The sequence below is a fragment of the Oceanimonas sp. CAM02 genome (assembly GCF_032842915.1).
GTDB lineage: Bacteria > Pseudomonadota > Gammaproteobacteria > Enterobacterales > Aeromonadaceae > Oceanimonas > Oceanimonas smirnovii.
In genome coordinates this window covers 1-24,581 of record NZ_JAWJBK010000025.1, presented here as the reverse complement: position 1 = coordinate 24,581, position 24,581 = coordinate 1, and the positions used below count along the sequence as shown (strand labels likewise).

23 protein-coding genes and 1 tRNA gene are annotated in these 24,581 nt (G+C 57.5%); 13 read left to right on the top strand and 11 right to left on the bottom strand.

The window, feature by feature from the left end; all coding sequences use genetic code 11:
• Positions 1-28: 28 nt before the first annotated feature.
• On the top strand, positions 29-1,030 hold the full coding sequence (locus tag R0I78_RS08235) for a metal-dependent hydrolase (protein WP_317074999.1): 1,002 nt from the start codon (positions 29-31) through the stop codon (positions 1,028-1,030).
• On the opposite strand, the gene R0I78_RS08230 is transcribed toward R0I78_RS08235, so the two are convergent.
• Positions 1,031-4,135 carry a transglycosylase domain-containing protein gene (locus tag R0I78_RS08230; RefSeq protein WP_410506573.1) on the bottom strand — a complete coding sequence of 1,035 codons (3,105 nt, stop codon included), beginning with the start codon at positions 4,133-4,135 and terminating at the stop codon, positions 1,031-1,033. It abuts the gene before it with no gap.
• Between the two features lie 164 nt (positions 4,136-4,299).
• Here R0I78_RS08230 and R0I78_RS08225 point away from each other — a divergent pair, with 164 nt between their 5' ends.
• Positions 4,300-4,851 (top strand): peptide-methionine (S)-S-oxide reductase, encoded by a 552-nt coding sequence (locus R0I78_RS08225; protein ID WP_317074998.1) that lies wholly within the window; start codon positions 4,300-4,302, stop codon positions 4,849-4,851.
• Here the strand turns inward: R0I78_RS08225 and mobB are convergent.
• Positions 4,802-5,347 (bottom strand): molybdopterin-guanine dinucleotide biosynthesis protein B, encoded by a 546-nt coding sequence (gene mobB, locus R0I78_RS08220; RefSeq protein WP_317074997.1) that lies wholly within the window; start codon positions 5,345-5,347, stop codon positions 4,802-4,804. The genes R0I78_RS08225 and mobB overlap by 50 nt on opposite strands.
• A 103-nt stretch (positions 5,348-5,450) precedes the next feature.
• Here mobB and R0I78_RS08215 point away from each other — a divergent pair, with 103 nt between their 5' ends.
• From R0I78_RS08215 to R0I78_RS08205, 3 genes are all read left to right on the top strand, one after another.
• Complete coding sequence (locus R0I78_RS08215) at positions 5,451-7,166, top strand: autotransporter assembly complex family protein (RefSeq protein ID WP_317074996.1); 1,716 nt, start codon at positions 5,451-5,453, stop codon at positions 7,164-7,166.
• Positions 7,163-10,852 carry a translocation/assembly module TamB domain-containing protein gene (locus tag R0I78_RS08210; RefSeq protein ID WP_317074995.1) on the top strand — a complete coding sequence of 1,230 codons (3,690 nt, stop codon included), beginning with the start codon at positions 7,163-7,165 and terminating at the stop codon, positions 10,850-10,852. Before R0I78_RS08215 ends, R0I78_RS08210 begins: the two co-directional genes overlap by 4 nt.
• A 190-nt stretch (positions 10,853-11,042) precedes the next feature.
• A complete protein-coding gene (locus tag R0I78_RS08205) occupies positions 11,043-12,875 on the top strand; it encodes a PglL family O-oligosaccharyltransferase (protein ID WP_317074994.1) in 1,833 nt (610 codons plus the stop codon).
• On the opposite strand, the gene R0I78_RS08200 is transcribed toward R0I78_RS08205, so the two are convergent.
• Together R0I78_RS08200 and R0I78_RS08195 are read right to left on the bottom strand one after the other, a co-directional pair.
• Positions 12,872-13,264, bottom strand: coding sequence for a hypothetical protein (locus R0I78_RS08200; protein WP_317074993.1), 393 nt, complete (start codon positions 13,262-13,264; stop codon positions 12,872-12,874). The genes R0I78_RS08205 and R0I78_RS08200 overlap by 4 nt on opposite strands.
• A 148-nt stretch (positions 13,265-13,412) precedes the next feature.
• Positions 13,413-13,489, bottom strand: a tRNA-Pro gene (locus tag R0I78_RS08195).
• Between the two features lie 208 nt (positions 13,490-13,697).
• On the opposite strand from R0I78_RS08195, the gene hinT reads away from it, so the two are divergent.
• The 7 genes from hinT to R0I78_RS08160 all read left to right on the top strand — a co-directional run bounded on the left by hinT (position 13,698) and on the right by R0I78_RS08160 (position 19,060).
• On the top strand, positions 13,698-14,048 hold the full coding sequence (hinT, locus tag R0I78_RS08190) for a purine nucleoside phosphoramidase (RefSeq protein WP_317074992.1): 351 nt from the start codon (positions 13,698-13,700) through the stop codon (positions 14,046-14,048).
• Positions 14,049-14,057: 9 nt separating this feature from the next.
• Positions 14,058-14,660, top strand: coding sequence for a hypothetical protein (locus R0I78_RS08185; RefSeq protein WP_019935478.1), 603 nt, complete (start codon positions 14,058-14,060; stop codon positions 14,658-14,660).
• Complete coding sequence (locus R0I78_RS08180) at positions 14,650-15,459, top strand: choline kinase family protein (protein WP_317074991.1); 810 nt, start codon at positions 14,650-14,652, stop codon at positions 15,457-15,459. Before R0I78_RS08185 ends, R0I78_RS08180 begins: the two co-directional genes overlap by 11 nt.
• Before the next feature lie 42 nt (positions 15,460-15,501).
• On the top strand, positions 15,502-16,494 hold the full coding sequence (nagZ, locus tag R0I78_RS08175; protein WP_317074990.1) for a beta-N-acetylhexosaminidase: 993 nt from the start codon (positions 15,502-15,504) through the stop codon (positions 16,492-16,494).
• A gap of 140 nt (positions 16,495-16,634) precedes the next feature.
• Positions 16,635-17,927, top strand: coding sequence for an NAD(P)/FAD-dependent oxidoreductase (locus R0I78_RS08170; protein ID WP_317074989.1), 1,293 nt, complete (start codon positions 16,635-16,637; stop codon positions 17,925-17,927).
• 12 nt (positions 17,928-17,939) lie between these two features.
• Positions 17,940-18,557, top strand: coding sequence for a cob(I)yrinic acid a,c-diamide adenosyltransferase (gene cobO / locus R0I78_RS08165; RefSeq protein ID WP_317074988.1), 618 nt, complete (start codon positions 17,940-17,942; stop codon positions 18,555-18,557).
• 8 nt (positions 18,558-18,565) lie between these two features.
• Positions 18,566-19,060, top strand: a complete 495-nt coding sequence (locus R0I78_RS08160) for a TIGR00645 family protein (protein WP_317074987.1) — start codon at positions 18,566-18,568, stop codon at positions 19,058-19,060.
• A 14-nt stretch (positions 19,061-19,074) separates the two neighbouring features.
• On the opposite strand, the gene R0I78_RS08155 is transcribed toward R0I78_RS08160, so the two are convergent.
• The 7 genes from R0I78_RS08155 to R0I78_RS08130 form a co-directional block, all read right to left on the bottom strand.
• On the bottom strand, positions 19,075-19,302 hold the full coding sequence (locus tag R0I78_RS08155; RefSeq protein ID WP_317074986.1) for a hypothetical protein: 228 nt from the start codon (positions 19,300-19,302) through the stop codon (positions 19,075-19,077).
• 68 nt (positions 19,303-19,370) lie between these two features.
• The gene (locus tag R0I78_RS08150) at positions 19,371-19,841 is read right to left on the bottom strand and encodes an HIT family protein (RefSeq protein ID WP_317074985.1); all 471 of its coding nucleotides are present in this window, start codon (positions 19,839-19,841) and stop codon (positions 19,371-19,373) included.
• Between the two features lie 17 nt (positions 19,842-19,858).
• Entirely contained in the window at positions 19,859-20,407 is a 549-nt protein-coding gene (locus R0I78_RS08145; RefSeq protein ID WP_317074984.1) for an NADPH-dependent FMN reductase, read from the bottom strand.
• A gap of 70 nt (positions 20,408-20,477) precedes the next feature.
• A complete protein-coding gene (locus R0I78_RS08140) occupies positions 20,478-20,657 on the bottom strand; it encodes a hypothetical protein (protein WP_019935489.1) in 180 nt (59 codons plus the stop codon).
• A 185-nt stretch (positions 20,658-20,842) separates the two neighbouring features.
• Positions 20,843-21,085 carry a DUF6868 family protein gene (locus R0I78_RS14925; protein ID WP_410506572.1) on the bottom strand — a complete coding sequence of 81 codons (243 nt, stop codon included), beginning with the start codon at positions 21,083-21,085 and terminating at the stop codon, positions 20,843-20,845.
• A gap of 341 nt (positions 21,086-21,426) precedes the next feature.
• Entirely contained in the window at positions 21,427-22,671 is a 1,245-nt protein-coding gene (locus tag R0I78_RS08135; protein WP_317074983.1) for a DUF3422 domain-containing protein, read from the bottom strand.
• Between the two features lie 211 nt (positions 22,672-22,882).
• A complete protein-coding gene (locus R0I78_RS08130) occupies positions 22,883-24,331 on the bottom strand; it encodes an FAD-dependent oxidoreductase (RefSeq protein WP_317074982.1) in 1,449 nt (482 codons plus the stop codon).
• 125 nt (positions 24,332-24,456) lie between these two features.
• Here R0I78_RS08130 and R0I78_RS08125 point away from each other — a divergent pair.
• Positions 24,457-24,581: helix-turn-helix domain-containing protein (locus R0I78_RS08125; RefSeq protein WP_317075080.1), on the top strand; the 125-nt coding region annotated here is incomplete at its 3' end.

Sequence of the window (24,581 nt, the reverse complement as noted above, 5' to 3'; positions counted from 1 at the left end):
GAAAGCTGACTTTTTAGCGTGAGGCATTATGGACTCGGTTTCTCAAATGGCACTGGGTGCCGCTGTGGGTGTGGCGGCAATGGGGCGTCGCTCGGGCGTGGGCAAGGCAGCGCTGGCGGGGGCTTTTTTCGGTACCCTGCCCGATCTGGATGTGATCATTGATTATGGTGATCCCATCAGCAATATGACCAAGCACAGAGGCGCCAGCCATGCCTTGTTATACCTGACTCTGTGCGCCCCCTTGTTTGGCTGGCTGCTGTGCCGGCGTGGGGGCTGGCTGCCCTGGACTCTGGCCATCTGGCTGATTTTCATGACCCATGTGCTGATTGATTTTATGACCGTATATGGCACTCAGCTGGGGCAGCCGTTTACCGATTATCCTTTCGGGGCCGGCAGTGTGTTTATTATTGATCCTCTGTATACCCTGCCGCTGCTGGTGGGGTTGTGGTTTGCCCTGCGCCGCCGCCGTTTGCGGGCCAATCAGCTTGGTTTGCTGCTCAGCACTGTGTATCTGGGCTGGAGTCTGGTGGCTCAGGGCATGGCCGAGCACAGGGCCGGGGCGCTGCTGGCGGAACAAGGCATTCGCGCCGAGCGCCTGCTGGTCACGCCGGCCCCGCTGAATACGGTGCTGTGGCGGGTGCTGGCCATGACAGAAAATGGGTATTGGGAGGGGCATGTGTCTTTGCTGGATGACGAGCCCACGCCTTTTGTGTTTCAGCCCACCGATGCCGCCTTGCTGGGCGAGTGGCAGCATCAGCCTTATGTGGCGCGCATGATCTGGTTTACCAAGGGGTTTTTCCGCCTGAGTGAGCGGCACAATGAGCTGGTGATCACCGATCTGCGTATGGGGCAGGAGCCGGGATATGTGTTTAATTTTACGGTGGCCGAGCAAGACAGCAGCGGCCGCTGGCAGACCCTGAGTCAGCCCCGCCAGTTCAGTGAGGGCCACAGCCGCACACAGTTTGCCTGGTTGTGGCGGCGCACCCTGGGGCAGCCCATTATGCCATCGTTTAGCGCGGTAAGCCGGTAGTCAGCCGTCGTTGCGTGGTGTGCTTTCGCTGGCGGCAAACTGCTGGTGGCACAGGGTCTGGGCACCGGGCTGCAGATAGGGACGTAATATCGGCTCCATGCCTTTCAGCACCTGCACCGGCAGGGCCGAGGTAAAGCGGAAATTATCGGCCTGCTCGCCGGGCACATAGGCGGTGAGGGTACCAAAGTGGCGCTCGCCCAGATAAAACACAAAGGTGGCGGTGCGGTTGCGGGCCTGAGATTTTATCACCTGACCATAGCGGGTAACGGTTTCTATGCGGTTATCGCCGGTGCCGGTTTTGCCGCCCAGCACCAGCGGCGTGCCGTCATTCAGGCTGAAGCTGCCCTGCAGCCGGCGTGCCGTGCCGCCTTCCACCACCTGAGAAAGTGCTCCGCGCAGCGCCCGGGCCACTGCCACCGGCATGACTCGTGTGGCGCGCTGCATATCCGGGCCCAGATGCACTTCATAGGGAGTGTTGCTGGCAAAGTGCAGTGAGTTAATGCGTACTACCGGCAGGCGCACCCCGTCGTTGAGAATAATGCCAATCAGCTCTGCCAGGGCGGCAGGCCGGTCGCCGGAGCTGCCAATGGCGGAGGCCAGCGAAGGCACCAGCTGATCAAACGGAAAGCCCACCTGCTGCCAGCGCTCATGAATATCAGTAAATACTTCAATTTCCAGCATGGTGCGCATGCGGCTGTCACGGGCGCTGCGGTGGCGGGTTTTAAACAGCCAGCCATACACTTCCTGGCGTTGTTCGGCACTGGCATTGACCACATCGGTAAAGGTGGCGTCCGGGTGCTGGCGCAAATAGCTCAGCAGCCACAGCTCCAGCGGATGTTTGCGGGCAATATAACCCTGATCAGGCAGGCTCCAGGCACCGGGTCCGTGCTGATCATAGAGTTTTTCAATATGGCTGCTGGTGAGCTTGTGATCATAAGGCAGGCGCTCTCGCATAAAGGTGCTGAATTGCACCAGACTGGCTTCCGGCAACAAATAGCGGTGTGCCGCGGCCATGCGGCTGCGCAGAGGGCGCACACTGTCAAAAAATGCCGCCAGTTGTTGCTCGGTGGGTTTGCCCTGATATTTATTCCAGAACCGGCGCAAAAATACCGTGCCTTCCTTGTCGGCAAACTGGCGCAGGTAGGTCAGCCGCTGCGGATCCTTGTCGTCGGTCAGCAGTTGCGCCCGCTGTGGATCCTGATACAGGGAGTGACGTATCAGCTCGCGCATTAACCGAATAAAGGGCAGGTTAATGGACTCCCGCAGGGCTTCGGTCAGTGTGGGGCGGCGGTAATTATCTTCTTTGCGGAAGTTGGCAAAGGTATGCAGGCCGCCACCGGTAAAAAAGCGCTCGTGGGGGCTGGCAGAAAAGCGCCGCTCAAGCGCGTCGGCCAGCATATGTTCAAGGTTGCGCTCAGGATGGCGCATTAAATAGTCAATGGCCCAGTGGCTGAGCCGGTCGTTTTTGTGCGGTGCCAGCTCTTTCAGGGCCGGCAGGGTTTTGTTGCCGTGCAGCCGGTGCATGTCTGCCACCATTTGCAGATAGGTGGTCAGTACCCTGAGCTTGGCGGTGGAGCCCAGCTCCAGTTTGCTGCTGTCGTTAATATCAAAGGGCTGGCCGGTGTTGTCGGTTTGCACGCGCACATTAAAGCTGTGCTCGGTGCGTTCAAACAGGGTAAAGCTGTAACGCACGTCACCGGTTTTTTCCGGAGACAGCAGCCGTTTGCCATAAAGGCCAATTTCCCGGGCTGTGTCCGGGTTGGCCAGCGAGGTTAAATAGTGACTGACCTTTTGCTGCAGCTCGGCATTGAGGGTGGTTTGCGCGCTCAGATCAAGCCGGTCCAGCTGGTAATAGCCAAGCCCCAGCAATCCGGCCAGCCGCCCCCGGGAGGCATACAGCAGTTTATTGCCTTCCACTCTGTGTTGCACCGGCTCTGTGGTGAAATTACGAAACTGCAGCCGTTGCTCAAGGGCGGCATCGCGCAGCGCCGGTGCAATCAGCCCGGCGTCTGCCTGCAGTCGTAAATAACTGTCGGTCGTGGCTTCCAGCTCGTTACGGCCGGCAAACAAATAATAAGACGGCCGGCGGTGCGCCACCATCAGGGCCACTACCCGACGCAGGGCAAGCCCGCGCTCTGCCAGAGTAAAGCCGGTGCCGGTGGCCGGGTTCAGCAGCCTGTTAACCTGCTCAGGGCTGGTATTGAACCAGATCCACAGGCCGTCACCCAAACCATGCACTTCACCATGGCCCGGTGCCGCGGCCAGTGGCACTGAGTTCAGATAAGCCAGTGCCACTTGTTTGCGGGCGGCCAGGGTTTCCGGCCCCATCTGATAGGCGCGCACACTGGCCGAGACCATCTGGCGCAGTTTTTCCTGAGCCGAGTGAGTCAGCCCGCCCGGTGAATGCCGGTATTTTTCAATTTGGGTGGCCAGGGTACTGCCGCCGGATGAATCGTCCTGCAGCTCCATGGCTCTGCCTACCTGCGACAGGGCCGCTTTCATAAAGCGCGGCCAGTCAACCGCCGGGTTAGCCAGCGGCTGGCTGTTGTCGAGCAGGGCACGGTTTTCAATAAACAGCAGGGTATTAATAATCTGTGGCGCTATCTCATCAAAGTTCGCGAACTGATAGGCAGGATAGGCGTGCTCATAAATCGGCTCTGCCCGGCAGTCACCCAGGGTCAGTCCGGCATGGGTTTTTTCGGTATAGGGCACATAAAAGCCACGCTTGCTGTAGTTGAGCAGAGCGTTGGAAAAACGGGTTTGCTGTTCTACTACAAAATGTTGCTGCTGCAGGCGGTTAATCAGCCCAGGCAGCTGAGTGTATCCCAGGCGCTCATTAAAGGGGCCGGCATCAGGAAAGGTAACGGCGGAGCTTGGTCCCGGTGCCAGCTGCCAGGTGAGGGTGGCGGCATAGCGGGACAGCTCGCGGCTTTGCAGCCGTGACGTGTGCAGTTCGTAAGCAACCGCCGCCGCCAGCGCTGCCAGCAGCATGAATATCAATAACCTGATCAGCCAGCGCCAGCGGCGTTGGGTAGCGGAGCTGCCCGCGGACGGCTGATCCTTCGGCTGGTCCTGAGCGGGTTTAGTGTGCGGTATCACATCCATAATCTGCCTCTGCGCCCCCTTTCAGGGGTTCTTATTTATACAGTTTAGCTGCACTACCAAGGTTTGTTCATTACTACCACACAATGCGGGGTTTTCAAATGGTTTCAATCGGTTAGCATAGGGGCTTTGAGGCAGCGGAAAGGGACTGCGTGAACCGGATTTTAATGTTGATCATGCTGCTGGTGCCTGCTGCCGGTGCACAGGCAGGCACAGCCGTGTTTGCCGGCGGCAGCTTTTGGGTCATGGAAGCTCTGTTCAGTGGCCGGCCCGGCATTGCCGGTGTTGAACCCGGCTGGATGCAGGGTGATATTCGTCAGCCCCGGCGGCAGGTGGTGCGGGTGACCTATGATCAAAGCAAGCTGACCTATGGTGACTTGCTCAATCTGTACTGGCAGGCGGTAGACAGCCGGGACGCGAAGGGACAGTTTTGTGATCGTGGTCAGGAATACAGCCCGGCCATCTTTGTACAGGGCTCATTACAGTTAAAGTGGGCGAGACAAAGCAGGGCCCGATTGTTGCTGGAGCAAAATCAGCCACTGGCAGTACGCATTTTACCGGTGGGCCGGTTTGAGCCGGCAGAGCCCCGGCATCATGCCTTTGCGCAGCAGCACTCCTTGCTGTATTTCGCCTATCGTCAGGTGTGTGGCTACTCGAACGGCACCAAAATTAGCATGCAACCCTTGTTAAGCGATCTTCCGCCAGCCACTGAAGAATGACATCGGCAATGTGGCGGGGCTGATTAAGCGCAAGCAGGGGCACGGGCGCGCTGACGGCACTGCTGTCGGTAGCCACGGCAAGAATATGTGGATCATGCCGGCACAGCAGGGGTTTGCCATGAGCAGGGCGATGGATTTCCAGCTTGGTAAAGGGCTCATCCCGAAAGCCTTCAACCAGGATTAAATCCAGCCCGGGCTTGTGCAGCAGAGCCAGTGACTGCTGCAACGACGGCTCGTTACCGGCCGGATATTCCTGTGTGAGAATGCTGCGCCTGGGGCCGGCCAGCAAGGTCTGAGCGGCACCGGCGTGGCGCAGTTCATAGCTGTCTTTACCCGGGCTATCCTGCTCTACATCGTGATGGGTGTGTTTGATCAGAGCCAGGTTGAGCCCCTGCTCTGTTAACAATGGCAGCACCGCTTTCAGCAGCGTGGTTTTTCCGCTGCCGCTGAACCCGGCAATGCCCAGCATGGGGCAGCTTGTTGAAGCGAAAGACATTTTATACTCCGAAGAAATTGAGTCAGCGCACAGTGTGCCATGCTCAGAGCACTACGCCGATGCACAGGATCAATCATTGATGAATAATAAAGCGGGTGGCGCCATGAACGCATTATTTACCGGACTGACCGCGCTGATGCTGCTCAGTATGCCGGCCAGAGCCGACGACATTGATCTGCGTTTGCGCGGCCTGGACGGTGAGCTGAAAGACAACACGCAGATTTATCTGAATCAGCTGCCAGCCATCAAGGTCGAACAGCTGTCCCGTTTTCGTAATGAAATTATCACCGCCGTGACCGACAGTCTGCAGGCCCTGGGCTATTACAACCCGGAGATCGCGCTGCAGCAGAGCCCTGACAATCCTGACAGGGTGACCGTGCAGGTGAATGCCGGCGAGCCGGTGCGCATCAGCACGCTGACCGTGACGCTGAACGGAGACGCTCAGCAGGATCCGGCGTTTGCCAGGCTGCAGCAGAACTTTGCCATTAAAGAAGGCGATGTGCTGCACCATAATCGCTATGAGCAGGCCAAAGGCAGCCTGCTGAGCCTGGCATTACGCCGGGGGTATTTTGATGCGGCTTATCAGCTGAGTCAGGTGCGGGTGAGGCCCTGGGACAAGGCTGCCGATGTGATCCTTGATTTTAATTCCGGCCCCCGTTATTACTTTGGCGAGCTGCAAATAGACTCTGACAGGCCCGCTGATCGGCTGGTGAAGCCGCTGGTGAACATTCATCCCGGTGATCCCTATCACGCGACACAACTGGCAGAGCTGAGCCGCTCCTTGTCTTCTACCCGTTACTTCAAGCAGGTAGAAGTGCTGCCCCGGGTGTCGGAGGCCGACGACGAAAACAGAGTGCCTTTGTCTGTGCTGCTGAAAGCCCGCGCCGATAACGAAGTGGAGCTGGGCCTTGGTTATTCTACCGATGAAGGCCCCAGAGCCTCGGTTAACTGGGAAAAGCCCTGGATCAACAGTCTGGGCCACAGTCTGAGTACCAACCTGAAAATATCAGCCCCCTCACAAGACGTGACCCTGGTTTATAAGATCCCCCGCGGCCATCCGCTGGAAGAGTATTACACCATTCAGGGCGGCTATCAGCGTCTGGATCAGGATGACACCGAAAGTGATCGTCTGGTGGCCGGTGTGCACCGCTGGAACATTGATGAAAATGACTGGACCCGGGACGTGTTTCTGCGTGCCGAGTATGAGTCTTATACCCAGGGTAAGCAGGAAGACTCCAGCTTTTTGCTGATCCCCGGCATCAGCTACAGCCGCACGCGGGTTCGTGGCGATCTGGACCCTTATTGGGGTGACAGCCAAAGCGTGACTTTTGAGCTTTCCGAGCCCTGGTGGGGATCGGATACCCGCTTTGTGCGTGTTTGGGGGCGCAGCAAATGGCTGAGAACCCTGACAGAAGATCATCGCGTGCTGGCGCGGGCCGAGCAGGGAGCTGTGTGGGTGGATGAGGTGCAGGATCTGCCGCCTTCGCTGCGCTTTTTTACCGGTGGTGATACCACGGTGCGCGGCTACAGCTATCAGTCTATTACTCCTGTCGATGCCAACGGTGACCGGCTGGGGGCCAAGTACGCCACTGCACTCAGCCTGGAATATGACTACCGGTTTGCCCCCAAGTGGCGGCTGGCCACCTTTGTGGATGGTGGTACCGCCACCAACGACTACCGTGACGACTGGAAAATCGGCACCGGCCTGGGCGTGCGCTGGCTGACGCCGGTAGGGCCGGTGCGGCTGGATCTGGCGTTTGCCGTGACTGAAGAAGACACGCCCTGGCGTCTGCACTTTACTCTTGGACCGGAATTATGATGCGACTGAAAAAGCTGCTGCTCGGGCTGTTTATTACACTGTGCGTGCTGCTGATGCTGCTGGCCGGGTTATTATTGACGCATGCGGGTAACCAATGGCTGTGGAGTCTGGCCAAAAAGCAGGTGCCCGGATTGCAGGGCACCATGGAGTCTGGCCAGTTGATGAGCGGCTGGCATTTTTCCGAGCTGGCCTATGAGCAGGACTCACTGGCTTTTCGGGCCAGTGAGATCCGTCTGGACTGGCAGCTGGGCAAGGTGCTGGACGGTCGTTTCTGGGTGCGGCGGCTGGCAGCGGCTGATATAGCAGTGGAAATCCGGGATTTGGCGGAAAGTGAGCCCGCGCCCGAGAGTGGGCCCATGACCAGCCTGAGCCCGCCGCTGACCATCGATCTGGATGAGGTGGTTGCCGACAGGGTCAGCATTACCTTACCCGGTCAGCAGATTGGCTGGCAAAGCCTGAAAGTGGCGGCCCACTGGAATAACGACGGCATGGTGATCACAGGCCCGCAAATGAGCGGCCTGCGCATTGAAATGACAGCGCCTGATAACACGGACACAGCCACATCACCGGCTGCGCCTCGTCAGGAGATTGAACTGCCGGAAATTGTGTTGCCGTTCCCGGTGAATATTGAACAGCTGGAATTAACCGACAGCGCCATCGTGCAAAACGGCCAGACCCAGGCGTTTCGCCGGCTGGCGGTGGCACTGCAAGGCGAGGGCAGTGTGGTGCGGCTGGCGCAGCTTGAGCTGGCCCATGCGTTTGCTGATGTCAGCCTGACTGCCGATGTAACCCTGAGCGGAGACTACCCGCTGACAGCAGCGCTGAATGCCAGCGTGCACGAGCCGCTGCTTGATGGCCAGCTTAACGGCCAGAAGGTGTCTCTCGACCTGAGCGACAGTCTGGCCAGCCTGGTCGCTGAACTGAGGTTGGAAGGGCCGGTAACGGCCAGTGCCAGTGTAAAGGCCGAACCTCTTAAGCCCGAGTTGCCGCTCAATGTGCTGCTCAGCTGGCAACAATTGGGCTGGCCCCTGTCCGGGCCGGAATGGAAGCTGGATGACGGCCGGCTGGAGCTTGCCGGCGCGCTGGAAGATTATCGGCTCAGCGTTAACACCACGGCCAGCGGCCCGGGAGTGTTGCCGCTGGGGCTCAGCCTTGAAGCCGGCGGGAATTTACAACAGGCGCGCATTGACCCCTTTACTGTGACCTTGCCTGAGGGCAATACCCGTCTCTCCGGCGAGCTGGACTGGAGTAAAGGCGTACGCTGGCAGGGTGATCTGGTGCTGAACGGAGTGGATCCGTCGGCTTTTGCCGAGGGCTTTGAAGGGCAGCTGAACGGGACCATTGCCAGTCGTTTTGTGCTGGAAGGCAGCCAGTGGCAGCTGAATGCCAGCTCGAATGTGACCGGCATTTTGCGCAACCATCCGCTGTCGCTTACCGGTGCCGTGGATCTTAATCAGGATCTGGAAGGCGAGATTGATAATCTGGCCCTCACCAACGGCAATAACCGCCTGACAGCCAGCGGCCGCATCGACAGCAACTGGAACCTGAAAGGTAATCTGAACGCGCCCAGACTGGCTGTTTATGCACCCGGGCTGTTTGGGGATGTGAACGGTAATTTTGCCGTCACCGGACCGCGCAAAACGCCCGGCATCAAGGCCGGCTTTACCAGTCAACAGGCGGGCTTTAACGACGCCAAAGTCAGCCAGCTTGCTTTGCAGGCCAATGTAACCCTGGGTGATGATCCCGCCGGTGAACTGGTCCTGACCGTTAATGAGCTGAATGCCGGCGGCATGGCATTTAACAATCTGGCGGTGAATGCCGGCGGTAATAAGGCCTCGCACCGGCTTAGCGTAACTGCTGACGGTGAGCCGCTGGCGGTGGATGTGGCGCTGAGTGGCAGCCTGAACGACGCCGGCTGGCGCGGCCAGCTGCAGCAGGCCGGACTGAACACGCCGCTGGATGACTGGTCTGCGGCAGTGCCGGTGGCGCTGGCCTGGCGTAATAATGACGGCCGTTTTACTGCGGCTGCTCATTGCTGGCGCTCCCTTGATGCGGCCGTGTGTTTTGATGAAATTAACGCCAGTGCGCAGGCTGGCAGGGCCGGATTAAGCATTCGCGACTTTGATCTGGCCCGGCTGGCGGCGTTCTTTCCGGAAGGATTTGCCTGGGAAGCGGTGCTAGAAGGTCGGGTGAATGCCAGCTGGAAAGCCGGCGAGGCACCGCGGGTCAATGCCGATATCGGCACTAATGCGGGTGTGTTTGTCAGCGGAGATACCCGCCTTGGCTATGAGCAGCTGCGGTTACAGAGTGAAGTGGTGAATAACCGGCTTATCAGCAGCCTTAGCTTTAACTCAGAGCCACTGGGCCAGCTTAGGCTGAATGCCAATGTAAACCGCCTGGACGGTGCCCGCAATCTGGAGGGAAATCTGCGCATTACCGACCTCAGGCTGAACTGGCTGGCACCCTTGCTGCCAGAGGTGGCCAGGCTCGAAGGCGCACTGGAAGGGGATGTGCGGCTGGCCGGTACACTGAGCAACCCCATGATGTATGGCGATATTGCGCTTAACGGTGGTGAGGTGGATACCTATTCCGATATGGTGGTGGTACGCGATTTGACCACCCGGCTGTCGGTGCAGGGCAACCGCGCCGCCATAGACGGCCGCCTGCTGGTGGGTAAAGGACCGCTCACCATTGAGGGGGAGCTGGACTGGAGCACCATGCCGGTTAACGGCGAAATACGGCTGAAAGGCAATGAGCTGGAAGCTGGCTATCCGGGCATGGGGCGGGTAAGAGTCAGCCCGGATTTACAGATTTCTCTGGGGGAGCAGGCCAGGGTGCGCGGCGAAATCTTTATTCCCTGGGCGCGTATTCAGGTAAAAGAGTTGCCGGAAAGCGCCGTATCCAAATCGTCCGACGTGGTCATAGTGCAGCCGTCGGGAGTGATTCCTGAAACCGGCCCCGCACTGCCGCTGGATATTCGGCTTAGCGTACGCTTTGGCGATAATGTACGGTTGCAGGCGTTTGGCCTGAATACGTTGCTGGCCGGTCAGCTCAGGGTGGTACAGCCGCCGGGCCGGATTATGCGCGGTAATGGTGAGATCCGTCTGGAAGAGGGCAAGTTCAAGGCTTATGGCCAGAACCTGGTGATCCGTGACGGCAGCATTTTGTTCAGCGGCCCGCTTGATCAGCCCAACCTGAGAGTGGAGGCCATTCGCAACCCCACCAGCATGTCGGACAGCAGCATAGTGGTGGGCGTGCGGGTAACCGGCAATGCCTCTCAGCCTGAGCTGAAAGTATTCTCGGAGCCGGGCATGCCTCAGGCCGAGCAGCTGTCCTGGCTGTTGCGTGGCCGAGGTCTGGAAGGCGGCGACGGCAGTGACGGTAACGCCCTGGTGCAGTCCATGCTGCTGGGTGCCGGTGTGGGTAAGGTAGGCGGCCTGGTAACAGGCGTGGGTGAGGCTCTGGGCTTTCAGGATGTGGCGGTAGACACCAGCGGCTCCGGTGAAAGCACAGAGGTGAATATCAGTGCCTATGTGCTGCCCGGCCTGCAAATTGGTTATGGCGTGGGAGTGTTTTCTTCCATTGGTGAGCTGCGCCTGCGTTATGAGCTGATCCCCCGGTTGTATCTGCAGGCCACCAGCGGCCTGAGTCAGGCGATTGATGTGTTTTACAAGTTCGAGTTCTGACCAACCCCACCCTGACCCTCCCCTTAAAAAGGGGAGGGAACCGGTTTTACTCCTCCCCCTTTTCAAGGGGGAGGCTGTGAAGGGGGTTAAAACACAGCGCCGGTTTTTGCCGGTGCGCTGATGCAGTACTCATGCTTTTTGGCATTGTCTTGGTTAAAGTAGAGCATCTGAAATTGCCAACCGGCTGTGAGTGTCTTTTCCGTTGATGATGTCTGTGCAATTGCAAAAACAAGAGCAACTGGCGCGCCTGATGCTGATGTGCATGGGCGTGCTGACTCTGTTTGGCATGCACCTGTATTTGCCCCACCTGTTTGGCACCGGACTGCAGCTGCCCTTTAATATTGCCGGCTGGCTCTTTGTCGGGCTGATGACCACTCTGGGGCTGTGGCACTGGCACCAGCGGCGTTTGCTCACCAGCCGTTTCTGGCTGGGAGTCATGGCAGCCAGCCTGTTGCTGTGGCTGCCGTTCTTTTACTGGCATAACAACTCGGTAGCAGGCCAGGCACTGCCGCGCATGCTGGGGCTGACCGGCGGCCTGCTGTTTTATCTGGCGTTGCAGCAATGTCGTTTTAATGAGCGCGGCCGGCGCTGGCTGCTCTATGGGTTGCTGCTGGCCGTCAGTGTGGAAATGCTGCTTGGGCTGGTGCAGTTTTTTGTGCTGGAGCCCGGTAATATTTTTAACTACAACACTGATGTACGCTCGCCTTACGGTATTTTTCAGCATCGCAATGTCATGGCCAGCTTTGTGGCGACCGGCATGGTACTGGCGGTGTATTTGTGGCTGAACGAAGCCAAGTCGCCCTGGCGTCGGTTTTTATTTAAATCCTGCTGGTTTGCTGCTGTGCTGGCCGCCGGGGCCATGCTGATAGTGCTGCTGCAGTCCCGGGCCGGTCAGCTTGGGCTCTTGCTGGGGCTGTTACTGTTGTTACCGTTGCTGTGGCAAAGTTTGTTGCGCACCCGCTCCAAGCGGTTACTGGCCAGTCTGTTGCTAATTCCGCTGGGCATTGCGCTTGGTGTATTCGGGCTGGATATGTTCGATATGAGCAAACGCAGCCTGAATATTTACACTCAGATAGACGGCCGTTTTGATATTTATGCCCATGGCCTGCGCATGTGGCTGGCACAACCCCTTGACGGTTATGGCTATGGCAGTTTTGAGTCGGCGTTCTACCGCACCTATGCCGACTGGCGGGAAGCCACACCGGGTGCCCAGCCGCTGTTTACGGAAATGGGACACCCGCACAATGAGTTTTTGCTCTGGGCTATTGAAGGCGGACTGGCACCCGTGCTGGGGCTGATTATCATGATTTGGCTGGTGATAAGGTTGCTGGCTCAGGTGCCCTTTGTGCAGGCGCTGGCCTGGGTGGGTATGCTGATGCCGGTGTTTGTGCACAGCCAGACCGAGTTTCCGGTTTATCACTCGCTGCCACACTGGTTAATGATTCTGGTGTTGTTATATGTGATTGATGCCGGGCACGGCAAACGGGTTATGCTGCCGGCACCGCCTCCCTGGAGCCGCTGGCCGGTGCGGGCCTGGGGGCTGGGGGTGATGTTGTTTATGGCCACCGGGCTTGTCGCCAGCCAGCAAATCACTGCCTACGCTCATGCCAAGGAGCGTGATCCGGCGGCGCTTGAGCGAGTGATTAATCCGCTTGTCTGGCATGACAGAACGGCGTTTTACCGGCATCAGGCGAGGCTTGAACAAGCCATGCTGGCCTTTGACCGGCAGGCGCTGCTGGATTACGCCAGCTGGGCCAGGCGTTTTCTGCAGCACACGCCGAGGGCGGGCATTTATTATAATGCCTATCTGGCACTGATGCAGGCGGGAGAAGAGCAAAGGGCCGAGCAAGTGCTGGCAACGGCAAGAAAGCTGTATCCCAATGTGGTGTTGCTGCGGCAAGGCAGCATAAACCGGGCCCTGACTCACCTGCAGCAGCTGAATACGGGAATGAGCCGGGCCCGGCTGAATGACTTTGTGCCTTTGTATGACAATTTACGCCCTGCCATTGGGGGCGCTTATTAGCCCTGTGCCGGGGTCATGTTATAGCCGGTAAAGCCGTGTGCACCTTCCAGCTGGCTGACGGTAATATTCTGTTGTGACCAGTCGATGGTTTTGCCGGTGGCGGCATAGAGGGTGTCGTTGATGTTGTCGGGAGTCAGCTCGGGCTGATGCTCGGCACGGCCGCCGGGCAGATAAATGGTGCCGTTGGAGAAGTCTACCGCAAAGGCAATGACCCCCGGCACCAGAAAGAACAGCAGACCCACGCCATCAGCAATGGCCACCACGGGGTCAATGCGGCCGCTGCGCTGGCCCTTGCGCTCCGGATAAAAAATGGTGCCGCAGGCAGCCAGCTGGGTAGTGAGTATGCCGGCCAGCGCCAGTACCATGGTTTTTTTTCTGAGTGTTGTCATAACGACTCCTTGAATGGAAGTAACCACAAGAGTGTATATAACAATACGGTGATCTGAATCCCGTTGCTGCTGGCACCGGACAAAGGCTGGCGAATAAAACTCACCAATGCAAAAAGCCCACCGTAAGGTGGGCTTTTTGAGGATGATTTGGTCGGCGTGAGAGGATTTGAACCTCCGACCCCTGACACCCCATGACAGTGCGCTACCAGGCTGCGCTACACGCCGAGACGTCATTCGTGATGACGGAGCGCATAATAGGAAAGCTGCCCGGTGCTGTCAATACGAATTCGTGCGTCAACAGATCAACTGCTGCTAATTTGTACGTTTATGGCGTTCAGTATCAATGGCTTAGTCATTCACTTGTGAGTATGACAGGCTATAATATCCGCTCTGCCGCATTGGCCGGCAGGCCACCCACTGAAGGAGACAGGCAATGGCAGAAGAGACCATTTTCAGCAAGATCATTCGCAAGGAAATTCCCGCCGACATTCTGTATCAGGATGAGCTGGTCACGGCCTTTCGCGATATCTCTCCCAAAGCACCCACCCATATTCTGATTATTCCCAATGCGGTGATCCCGACGGTAAATGACGTGACAGCCGAGCATGAGCAGGCACTGGGCCGGTTGTTTACCGTGGCCCGCAAGCTGGCGGCTGATGCCGGTATCGCTGAAGACGGTTATCGTCTGCTGGTAAATTGTAACCGCCATGGTGGCCAGGAGGTGTATCATATTCACATGCATCTGCTGGGTGGTCGCCCGTTGGGGCCCATGCTGGCACAATAAGGAGCTGACATGACTGCTTTTCGTATTGCGACGCTGGCCTCTGCCGTGCTGGCGCTTACTGCCTGTTCGTTGCCCAACCCCTATTCGTCCCAGCCGGCACCGGTCACCCCGGCCACGCCCGAGCCGGTGCGCCCGCCGGTGGTGACGCCGCCGCCGGCCCCGCCGGTGATTGACTTGCCAGCGCCGCCGCCGGCCCCCATGCCGGAAGCCAATAATGCCACCCTGCAACAGCTGGCAGATAACCTGGCGGCCCGGCTGCGCGCCAGTGCGGCCATTAACGAAGTCACCGGCCCCGTTTTGCTTGACGATATTCGTAATGAGGCCGGCAGCCCGGTCGATACCCGCGGCCTGACCGAGCGTCTGCAGGGGCAGCTGAGCGGCTCCCTTAACTTTATTACCGGCCCTGAAGTAAACAGTTTGCGTCAACAGCTGGCTTATCAGAGCGGCCGCGCCGATATTGCCTCGCTGGTGCGTCTTGGCAAGCAGAGCGGAGCCGGCTATCTGCTTTCCGGCAGTCTGAACCGGGCCGGCAGCGGCTTTAAACTGCAGGCCCAGCTGATGGAGCTTGCCAGCGGCGAAGTGCTGTGGTCCGACAGCGTCAGTGGACGCTGAGACGCTGCTGCCTTGCCTGCCGGCCAGGTGGCGCGGCAGGCTGACTCCGTTAACAGGCGGACTGACCAACCGCTGCTTTCATCTGGCCACAGGGCAAGGACAGTTCTGGTTGCGACTGGGGTGTGAACAGCCAGCGCGACTGGGCATTAACCGCCACCATGAGCTGACTGCCCACCGTATTGCGGCAAATGCCGGCCTGGCCCCGATCATTCGGTTTGCCTACCCTGAGGCGGGCATATTGATCCTGGACTGGCTGAATGAGCCGGACTGGCGTACTGAGCCCGGATCGACCGGCGTGCTGATGCGGCAAGCAGCAAGGCTGCATGGTCTTGCTCCGCCGGCGCTGCCAGCCCTGGAATTATCCGAACGGGTGCGGTTTTATACAAAACAACTGACACACATACCACACTGGCTGACGCCGGTGCTGAGTGCTTTTTGTCGTCCGGCACTGAACCCGCGTTTTACGCCTGTGCTGTGTCATTGTGATTTAACCGCCGGCAATTTGATGGGGCAGCGACCCTGGCTGCTGGACTGGGAATATGCGGCGCTGGCAGATCCGGCCTTTGAGCTGGCAGTGATTGCGGACGACAGAAACCTGAATAATGACGAGTGCGCTGCCATGCTGGCCCACTATCAGGCTGCCGGCGGCAGCATGAGCCTGAGCAGGCTGCAGGCACGGTTGCCCTGGGTGCATTTGCTGACCCTGCTGTGGGCGCTGGTGCAGCATCAGCATACCGGCGAAGCGGAGTATGCCGCCCGGGTGCAGACTGCCCGCAACAAGTTAATGTTTTTTCTGTAATAAGTTATTTCAATACGGCCGCAGGGCGGCCCCGGAGCAAACATGGGACCTTTTCTTCTTGATGTAAACGGCTGCGAGCTGGATGCCGAAGAGCGTGAGCTGCTGGCCCACCCCAGTGTGGGCGGGGTGATATTTTTCGCCAGGAATTATCATGATCGCAACCAGCTCAGCGCCCTGGTCAAGGCCATTCGGGCGGTAAAGCCCGGTCTGCTGCTCACCGTGGATCATGAAGGCGGCCGGGTGCAGCGTTTTCGCGACGGCTTTTTTAAGCTGCCCGCTCCGGGCAGACTGGTGCAAGTAGCTCAACCCCAGCGGCAGCAGGTGTTGCAGGATGCGGGCTGGGTGATGGCCGCCGAGCTGCTGGCTCATGATATTGATCTCAGCTTTGCGCCCGTGCTGGATCTGGAGCGGGGCAGCGAAGTGATTGGGGATCGCAGTTTTGGCCGGGATCCGCAACCGGTGATTGAACATGCCACGGCTTATATTGCCGGCATGAAAGAAGCCGGTATGGCGGCGGTGGCCAAGCACTTTCCCGGCCATGGCAGTGTGCGTGCCGACTCCCACAAAGAAAGCCCGGTAGACGAGCGCGCGCTTGCCGACATAGAGCAGGCCGACATGGTGCCGTTCAAAACCCTGATTGCACAAGGTGCCATTCAGGGCGTGATGCCGGCCCATGTGATTTATGCACAGGTGAATGACAAGCCTGCCGGTTTTTCCGGGTTCTGGCTGAAACAGGTACTGCGCCGTCAGCTTGGTTTTAACGGACTCATTTTCAGTGACGATCTCACCATGGAAGGGGCTGCCGTGGCCGGCGGCTATGCCGAGCGCGCCGCCCAGGCGCTGGCGGCGGGCTGCGATCTGCTGCTGGCCTGCAACAACCGGGCGGGAGCAATCAGCATTATTGACAGTCTGCCGCATCACCTGCAGCGGGACCTGTCTTCATTGCGCAAGAAAGACAATGCCGGCCCGGCTCACCTCTATTCCAGCCGGCGCTGGCGCGAGGCCACCGACCGGCTGCAGCGCATTCAGCAATAGTTATTTTTATGTAAAAATAAAGTTGTGAATTCAGCGACAGCTTTTACAATGGTGCACGCCTCGGCCGGGGCGTCACCTGTAAGAATCTTCCGCTATGGCTCTGGCATAGCAGCAGGTTTTTATCTTCACGAGGTTAACGAATGAAACGCATCATAGTAGTGGGCGGCGGTGCCGGCGGGCTGGAGCTGGTGACCAAACTGGGCCGCCAGCTTGGCCGCAAGGGCAAGGCAGAAGTGATTCTGGTAGACCGCAACCGTACCCATTTATGGAAACCTCTGTTGCACGAAGTGGCCACCGGTGCCATGGACACCGGTATGGACGGCCTCAGCTATCGCTCTCAGGCTCATAACCATGGTTTCAGTTTTCATCTGGGCACACTGACGGATATTGACCGTGACGCAAAGCTGATCAAGCTGGCTCCGTTGTATGACGATCACGGCAAGCAGGTAGTGGGGGAGCGCACCCTGAATTACGACACGCTGGTGATGGCGCTGGGATCCGTGTCCAATGACTTTGGCACCAAAGGGGTGAGCGAGCACTGTATTTTCCTCGACAGCCCCCAGCAGGCAGAGCGTTTTCACGATGAGCTGATGAATCGCTTTCTGCAATATGCCGAAAGCGACACCGTGGATGAAAAAGTGGATATTGCCATTGTAGGCGGCGGTGCCACCGGGGTGGAGCTGTCTGCCGAGCTGTTTAATGCGGTGGAGCACCTGAGTGCCTACGGCTTTAAAAAACTGAACCGCAACTGCCTGCGGCTGACCCTGGTGGAAGCGGGCCCGCGCATTCTGCCGGCACTGCCCGAGCGTATTTCTGCCATGGCACATAAAGAGCTGCGCGAGCTGGGGGTGGACGTAAGAGTGGGCACCATGGTGGTGGAAGCCACCAACAAGGGGCTGAAAACCAAAACCGACGAGCTGATCCCGGCCGATTTGATGGTGTGGGCCGCGGGCATTAAAGCGCCGGACTTTATGAAAGACATTGCCGGGCTGGAAACCAACCGCATCAATCAGCTGGCGGTAAAAGACACGCTGCAAACCACCCGGGATGACAGCATTTTCGTGATTGGTGACTGTGCCTTTTGCCTGCAGGCCGACGGCAAGCCGGTGCCGCCCCGGGCCCAGTCTGCCCACCAGATGGCCAGCCTGGCCTTTGATAATATTGTGGCCAGCCTGAACGGCAAGCCGCTTAAGCCTTATGTGTATAAAGACCACGGCTCTCTGGTTAACCTGAGCCGCTATTCTACTGTGGGATCCCTGATGGGTAATCTGATGCGCGGCTCCATGATGGTGGAAGGCCGCATTGCCCGCACCGTGTATGTGTCACTGTACCGCATGCATCAGGTTGCCTTGCACGGTTATACCCGCACCGGCCTGATGATGCTGGTGGGCCGTATTAACCGTTTTTTGCGGCCGCGGCTGAAGCTGCACTAAGGAAACCGATTAATGAGTAATGAGCAACATCGCGAGCAGATAAAAGCCGAGCGCCATCAGCAACGGCAGCAAAAAGTAAAAGAAGCAGTGGATGCCAAAGTGGCCGCGGCCACCGACGAGCGGGGTGTGCTGATGGTGATCACCGGCAACGGCAAGGGCAAGAGCACTGCCGGCTTTGGCACAGTGGCGCGGGCCGTAGGACATGGCAAAAAAGCCGCCGTGGTACAGTTTATTAAAGGTGGCTGGGACTGCGGTGAGCGCAATCTGCTGCAACAGGCGGGTGTGCCCTTTGTGGTTATGAACACCGGCTTTACCTGGGAAACCCAGAACCGGGAACAGGATATAACCGCCTGTGAGCAAACCTGGGAGCCGGCAGAAAAAATGCTGGCCGACCCAGGTATTGATCTGGTGCTGCTGGACGAGCTGACCTATATGGTGGCTTATCACTACCTTGATCTGGACCGGGTGCTGACAGCGTTAAAAAATCGGCCTGAGCATCAGCATGTGGTGATCACCGGCAGGGGCTGCCACAGAGCCATTATTGAACTGGCCGATACGGTCAGCGAGGTGCAGTCGGTCAAGCACGCCTTTGAAGCCGGCGTAAAAGCACAGGCAGGATTTGATTACTGAGAGTAAACATGGAAAAACTATTTGAAAAGTTAATGTATGCCTCCCGGTGGATTATGGCCCCCATTTATCTGGGGCTGAGCCTGGTGTTACTGGCTCTGGGTATTAAATTTTTCCAGGAAATATTTCATATTCTGCCCAATGTGCTGGAAATGAAAGAAGTGGACCTGGTGCTGGTGACCTTGTCGCTGATCGATATAACCCTGGTGGGTGGATTAATCATCATGGTGATGTTTTCGGGCTACGAAAACTTCGTGTCACAGCTTGATGTGGATGAAGGCGACGATAAGCTGGGCTGGCTGGGAAAGCTGGACGCAGGATCGCTCAAGAATAAAGTTGCAGCTTCTATCGTAGCTATTTCATCTATTCATCTGCTGAAGGTGTTTATGAATACCGAAAATATTGCCAACGATAAAATACAGTGGTATCTGCTTATTCATATTACGTTTGTGCTGTCTGCTTTTGCCATGGGATATCTCGATAAATTAACCCGCAAAGACAAGTAAATATCATCTGCCGCTCAGGGTGAGCGGCTATTTTCCCGCTTCATCAGCACAAAGGTGAGGTACATTTTGGTGGGCAGAGACAGGATCATGCCAAAGGCTACACAGCCGGCGCTGATCAGAATACCGGTGATACCAAGCTGCTCCATATAATGACTGTTATGCAGATATATGCCTGTCAGGATCAGGCAAACACCAATGATCATGGCAGTTTTCAGCACTCTGATTAATCGTTTGTCGGTCATACCGGCTCCTGCATCTGGCTGTTACCTTACAGCCTAGTACACAGCAGCCGGAGCCGGATTGACGCAGATCAGCCGATGGTTTTTGCCACACTGCGAATATGCGCGGCCAGAGCCGCGAGTTCGTCGTCGTTGGCCCTGTGGCTGTCGTGGGAAGACAAATACCCTTCATATTGCTCAAAGTACTTTTCCCGCACCGACTCTATGGCCTGAAACGCCGAATTACTGCCGGTGCCATGCATGGGAAACAGCTTGCTGTGCAGGTGATCCACGCCATAGCCTTCAAAAAACAGGCCGGTACGGGCCACATCATCAAAGGATTGATCCAGCAGCCGCGCCACCCGCTTGGTGGCAACAATGAGTTTGCTCAGCACCTCGTCGGGGGCGTCAAAGGCATAGCTGGGATGATGCGCTTTGGGGATCACCACGGTAAAGCCTTTGGTATTGGGAAAAATAGATAAGAACGCCAGATGTTCGTCGTCTTCCCATACTTTATGGCAGGGTGCCTTGCCGGCAACAATATCGCAGAAAATACAGCTCATTAATCACGTTTCCTTGGTTATTGCTTATCGTTAAGCCAGCTCAGGTAGCCTTGCATAAACTGCTCAAGCCGCTGTTGATGATCGGCACTTTTCAGTTCGCCGTTGTCATCAAAGGCGGTGTGGGCAGAGGCCAGCAGATAATCGGGCTCCAGATAAACCGGCGACAGAGTGGCGGCCAGCACACTGCGCAGGTGCATTTGCGCCCGGGCACCGCCAAGGGCACTCATGGAGGCACTGAGCACGGCGCAGGGCTTGTGTGTAAGAACGGAATTAAAAGCCGGCCGCGAGGCCCAGTCGAGGGTGTTTTTCAGTACGCCGGATATGCTGTAGTTATATTCCGGCGTGGCCAGCACCAGGCCATCGGCCTGGGCAATGGCATCCAGCAGCGCCTGCACCGCTGCGGGCTTGACGTCGCCGTCCAGATCACCGTTATAGAGCGGCACTTCAGAAATATCGAACAGCTTGAGCTCAACACCTTCGTTTGCTGCTACCCCGGCCGCTACCTTCAACAGCTGCGTATTCAGCGAGCCGGCCCGCAAACTGCCGCTTATGCCTAATAGTTTCATGGTTTCTCCTGCTATTTTATGAGTAAATCGAATGCACAGTGATAAGCGTAGACAGTAACAGGGTAACGAATCAATAGCGATTCATGCCATGAAAGATGCCACCAAACACAGCACCCAGAATGGCAAATATGATGGAAAGAATAATAAATGCAGGAATGGAAGCAATGGCAAATTTAACCATAAATACTACCATTGACATAAAGGGCATTTTAATGTCTGTAACAATAATTTCCTGCTTGTTGTTTTCCATTCTTTTCTCCTTTTATAAAAACGATATGACGTTAGCCAAGTTCCTGAGTGACCCGTTTGAGCGTATCAGGATTAATATGCAGTTTGAATGAATTTGAAGCAGCTTCAACTGTGACCGCGACCACAATGCCTGCAAGCATTTTTATAAAGCTGATGGAAAGTTCCAATGTTAACCTTGAGCTGGTTTCAGTTAATCATTTTTAACGCGATATATGGTGCAAGATTAAATGTTGAAATTGCGATTTTATAGAGCGTTAAATACTGAAAGTACAGGCGAGGCAGACCTGATTCTGACACTCCCATTATCCTGCTGTGAATATGGGAGATCTGCGTTCTGAACAAGATGAGCAGCAGTGATGTAGCCGTCAGGAAACCGATATTAATGACGGAGCACCAACCCAAAAATGATACTAGCTGTTCAATTGACATAAACCCAGCCCTCAACCTTGCCTGTCTGCTTAAGCAACAGTGTATACATAATAGCATTCACCCACGCTACCGCCCGGACGTTTCAGGCCGCCATTCCTGCTCCCACGGTGTTCAAATGTATCCATTCTGGCCGCTGGGAGAAAGAAGGGCAATCGCAAAAAGGAAAAAGTGCGGTGCAAAACGCTTGGGTGGTGGTTTTGTGGGCGGTTGGGGTTGTATGTGAAGTCTGGTCGGAGCCTCCAGGGAGGGATTCACGGCGTGTCGCTGGAGTGGTTACGGTGCCCGACGATTTTGCACGGATTGTCAGACACCTTGCTGTGCTTCAGGTTACGGCGTGGTAATCAGTCTTCGCCCACACCGCGCAGCAGGCGGCGAATGTAGAGCCAGAGCAGCAGGGCGATAAAGGGCACGGATATGCTCAGGCCCGCTTCCATCAGATGGCGGTGCTCTTCGTTTTCTACCAGGTTACGCAGGGTGCGATCAATCAGATCAAAGGCATAGTAGGTGACCACGATAATGGAGAAGCTTTCCAGTTTGGCCTGTAGCCGCAGTTGTTCGCCGGCGCGTTTGGTGAGGCTGCTGAGCATGTCGCGGTTTTGCTGCTCTACCGACAGATCCACCTGAGAACGCACCAGTTGGGTGGTGCGGGCCAGCCGGCGGGAAAGCTGCTCGATGCGCTGGCCGGCAGCGCGGCAGGTGCGGGTGGCGGGGTCCAGCCGCCGATCCATAAACTGCTCCACGGTCTGGCGGCCTTCTATGCGGGTTTCCCGTAGCTCGGCAATGCGCTTGTTTACCAGGGTAAAGTAGGCCTCCGCCGCCGAGAAGCGGTTGGAGGTCTGGGCCGACAGGGTTTCCAGCCGCTCGGCCAGATCCATTAATTGAGGCAGCAGCACGGAAGGCTCTTCTGAAGACACCCGGGTCGACAGCTCCACCAGCTCGGTTTCCAGCTGGTTAATATCGGGCACTACCTTGTTGGCCAGCGGCAGTGCCAGCAGCGCAGCGTGGCGGTAGGTTTCAATTTCGCAAATGCGCTGCAGCAGGCGACCGGCCTGGCGCAATTGCAGGCCGTGATCTTCCACCAGCACTCTGACCATGCCGGTATCTTCCCGTGGGTAGAAGTCGGTCCAGATCTGGCCCACCTTCGACATGACCATGGAGCTGTTGACCTGATTTTCGCCAAAGTGCTGCTCCAGCCAGCTGGTCTCGTCGGCACCGGCCTCGTGATCCCGGAACAGGATGTCAGCACCACATAAAAAACGCCCGGGGGCGGTTTCCAGCCAGGCCGGTGGCAGCTGTGGCAGCTCAAGAGTGTTAAGCGCGGTGAGCGTCAGGGTATAAAACTCATGGTGGGCTTCAAAGCGCAGCGCCAGCTGTTCGTTTTCTCCCTGCCAGAAGCGGGATTTACTGATGGTTTCAGTCAGCTTGAGCTGTTGGGTGAGCTGATGAATGCTGTCTCTCAGTGCTTCCAGCGGCGTGTCGTCATACATCACCGCCAGGTGGCGCATCGCCAGCGGCGCCTGCAACATCTGAAAGGGCCTGGCGTGTACCTCGGCAATAATCTGCTCCCGCAAAGGGTGACTGCGCATTAATACTCCTTTATGTGCTGTCAGTCTTGTGGAGCGTAATTTAACAGAATTTTGTGACAGGGCTCTGGTTTTTTGAGCATTAACCCCACCCCAGCCCTCCCCTTAAAAAGGGGAGGGAGCCTCTTTACGATGTTCCCCTTAAAAAGGGGAGGCGACCCATACGCTCCTCACCCTTTTTAAGGGGGAGGCCGGGAGGGGGTTGGCCCATTCCCTACTCCCTCAAGTTTTCAGCCAGCTCTCTGGGGTAGCCCCGGGCTTCGGCGAGTTGTATGGCAGTGGCCTCTACTTCGGCGGCAGTTTGCCGGCTGACCAGTGTAATTTCCGGGCTGAGCGGGACCGTGTGGTTCAGCCAGCCCAGTTCGGTGAGCTTGCCCACAATACGGTCGGCGGCGGTGAGTGCCGAGCTTGCCTTTACAATTTCTACCCGGGCGTAGTGGTGCCCTTCAAAGGACACATCGGCGGCGCGCAGTCTGGGATCGCTGCCCGGAATTTGCTGAGCACCAAACAGCGGTTTGCCGGTGGGGGTGGCGCGGGCAAAGTCGGGCAGCAGTCGCGCCATATGCTCAATGGCACGCTGGGTGCGTGTTCGGGCTTCATCGGCGTTCCAGCCTTCGTTCAGTTGCTGGCGATAGGCCTCCGGCAGGCGCGGCTGGGCGCTGTGCGCGGGGTTAGCCACCAGACCGTTCTTGAACAGAGTAATGGCGTCGGTCATGCCGTGCAGCTGAAACAGGCCATTGGGGTAGGGGGTTAACTGGGCCATGCCCTGGGGCGTGCCGCGCTCGCCGTGAAAAATCACCTCGGGCCAGTGGGCAGACACAGGCCAGCGGGCCAGATAGGCGGCCTTGTATTCCACCAGCCGCTCACGACGATAGCCGGCCATATCATCCACCAGACCGGTACGAAAGCCGCAGGCGTTTACCAGAAAGTCCACTTCATCCATGCATTCGCCCTTTGGCCCCACGCTTTGCACCAGCCAGCTGCATTCACGCTGCTCAAGCCGAGTGGCACGGGTATTCAGGCGCAGATCACACAAAGGGGAACGGGTTAACGCAAGAGTGGCGGTGGCGGCCATGCGAAACAGGCTCCAGCCGTATTCCTGCACCAGAATAAGCGGAAACTTGAGGGTGTCGGCATTCAGCTGGTGCGCCAGCGGGATCATCCAGTCGTCATGGCACTCGGCACGGACCGGCAGAGGCCGCTTTGCCAGCGCTTCGAATTCTTCGCGCTCATAGCAGCGGTAATAATCACCGGGCTCGCCCAGCATCTTGTTAGCCGGGTTTTCAGTGACCAGCCGCTGATATTCCCGCGCCACCTGGCGCAGCCGGGGCAGCAGGGCGTTCGGGTTGCCGGCATCGGTCACCGGTACCGCAATCACGGTGGGGCGGCGGTTAATGCTGTGAGGATAGGCCCGCACCGAGTCGATGGACTGGCGCAGCAGGGTCAGACACTGCTGATCGCTGATCTCCCGGTACAGGTTGCCCCCTGCATGCAAATGGCAGAACGGCGGCCCGTTTACCAGGCTGGTGCTGCTTTCCAGCAGCAGGGTGTGAATGCCCATGTCGGTGAGGCGCAGTGCCACTGTGGCACCGGCAATGCCGCCACCCAGAATGCCCACCCGAAGCGGGCGCTGGGCATAAGCGGCGCAGGATTCTGTGTTCATCAATTTTGCGCGGGAAACCCCGTCCTTTTAGGGCGGGGAGGGATAGCACGGCGGCGTCAGCCGCCCCTGTTCCCGCCTCTCCTTTTAATCTGGCTATTTATACAGTGGTTTACTAAACTAAGCGCATGACGAAACGCGCCTATAAATATCGGTTTTACCCAACTCCCGAACAGGCTGAGCTGCTGGCGCAGACCTTCGGCTGTGTGCGTTTTGTCTATAACGCCATACTGCGCTGGCGTACCGATGCTTT